The organism is Acidisphaera rubrifaciens HS-AP3 (genome assembly GCF_000964365.1).
GTDB lineage: Bacteria > Pseudomonadota > Alphaproteobacteria > Acetobacterales > Acetobacteraceae > Acidisphaera > Acidisphaera rubrifaciens.
This window is the reverse complement of the sequence record NZ_BANB01000677.1, coordinates 1-2,040: the sequence shown is the minus strand read 5'-3', so window position 1 is coordinate 2,040 and position 2,040 is coordinate 1. Positions and strand designations below refer to the sequence as shown.

The window sequence follows — 2,040 nt, the reverse complement described above, 5'->3', positions numbered from 1 at the left end:
GACGACGCGGCGCTGCGCGGCGTGGCGCTGGGCGAGGCGGGCGTGCTCGCGCATCTCGCGCCGGGCGGCGTCTATGTCGACATGAGCACCGTCTCGCCCGAGGCCTGTGCGGCGGTGCGCGCGGCGGCCGAGGCGGCGGGGGTTGCCTATCTCGCCGCCCCCGTGTCCGGCAGCACGCAGACGGCGCGGGCGGGCGCGCTGACGATCATGGTCTCCGGCCCGGCGGCGGCGTATGCGCGCGTGGCGCCGATCCTCGGTGCCATGGGGCAGACCGTCATGCATGTCGGCGACGGGGCGCAGGCGCGCTACATGAAGCTCGCGGTCAACCATCTGGTCGGCAGCACGGCGCAGGTGGTGGCGGAGGCGCTGACGCTCGGGCGCAAGGGCGGCATCGCGTGGGACGTGCTGCTCGACGTGCTGGGGCGCAGCGTCGTCGCCTCGCCGCTGATCGGCTACAAGCTGGCACCGCTGCGCGCCCGCGATTTCAGCCCCGCCTTCACCGTCGCGCAGATGCAGAAGGACATGCGCCTCGTCGCCGAGGCGATGGCGGCGGCGGGCATCGACGCCCCGCTGGCCGGCGAGGTCGCGCGGCTGTTCGCCGCACAGGCCGACGCGGGGCTCGCCGCGCGCGACTTCTTCGCCGCCGTCGTGGACGTGGAGCGGCGCGCCGGCCTCGGCGAGCCCTGACGGCATACGCGGCGATTTTTCGTCTGGACCGGCGGGGATCGCGCGGCTAGCTTGGTTATCGATCGCTAACTAGTGATGCGTGACAGCAGAAAGCAGCGCAAAAGCGCCCGGCACCATCGTGCCGGAGCGCGGCTGGACCAGACGTAAGGGGAGGATCGATGCCAGGACTGCGTTTGTTCGCGGCGGCCCTCGCGGCGGCGGCCGTGACCCTGCTGGGCGTGCCCGCGGCGCATGCCGACAGCGGCCGTTTCGCCGGTCTCGATCTCGCGCCGACCAAGGAAGGGCCGCCGACGCAGCAGGCCGACATCACGGCGCTGTGCGGCAAGAAGCCCATACGGGTGGCCCTTTCCGACGGTTTCGGCAGCAACTCCTGGCGCCGCATCGTGCGCCGCGAGTTCGAGGACGAGGCGGCAAAGTGCAAGACCATCGTCGAGACGCGCTACACCGACGGTCAGGGCAGCACGCAGAAGCAGATTTCCGACATCGGCGGCCTGGTCGCGCAGCATTTCGACGTCATCCTCGTCTATCCCGACGGCGGCGAGGCGATCCTCAAGGCGATGCGCGACGCGACGAAAGCGGGCGTCGCGGTGGTGCCGTACGACGTGGGCGTGGCGTTCCCCGGCAAGCGGGGGCGTGATTATCTGCTGGTCACCACCGAAAGCCTGGAGGCCAAGGCGGCGACCGAGGCGGAGTGGATCGCCCGCAACCTGAATGGCCACGGCAACGTCATCGTGCTGGGCGGCACGCCGGGCAACCCGACGAGCATCGGCGAGGAAGTGGGCTGGAAGAAGGTCTATGCCCGCTATCCCGGCATCAAGGTGCTGGAAGGTCCGGTCGATACCAACTGGGACCCGGCCGAGGCGCAACGGGTGATGTCGAGCCTGCTCGCTAAGTATCCGAAGATCGACGCGGTGTACAGCGATTACGGCCTCGGCGCGATGGGCGCGCTGCGCGCCTATGTCGCGGCGGGGCGGCAGATTCCGCTCTGGGCGTCCGAGGACGCGAACGAACTCGGCTGCTTCTGGGAGGATCACAAGGCGGCCAATCCGGGATTCAAGCTCGCGACGGTGTCGGGGCGCACGTGGCTGGTGCGGCTCGCGCTGCGCAAGGCGGTGGCGGCGGTCGAGGGGCTGAATGACCCCGAGCCGAGCATCATCGACCTGCCGCTGTTCGAGGACAGCACGTCGAGCGATCCGAAGCTCGCGCCGCATTACGACCGGCATCTGCCGCCGGATGCGATCCTGTCCACCGAACTGACGCGCCAGCAACTCGGCGCGCTGTTCAAGTAGCGGCGGCCGGGCGGCGGCGGGGCGCGCGGATGCAGGCCGTGGAAGGTGCGGCGGGCGGCGGCAC

At 70.7% G+C, this 2,040-nt stretch carries 2 protein-coding genes; both read left to right on the top strand.

Annotated elements, in window-relative coordinates:
• Window positions 1-687: NAD(P)-dependent oxidoreductase (locus tag B8460_RS16280; RefSeq protein ID WP_048862665.1), on the top strand; the 687-nt coding region annotated here is incomplete at its 5' end.
• Window positions 688-845: 158 nt separating this feature from the next.
• Window positions 846-1,976, top strand: a complete 1,131-nt coding sequence (locus tag B8460_RS16275; RefSeq protein ID WP_084623778.1) for an ABC transporter substrate-binding protein — start codon at window positions 846-848, stop codon at window positions 1,974-1,976.
• The last annotated feature ends 64 nt before the right edge of the window (window positions 1,977-2,040 follow it).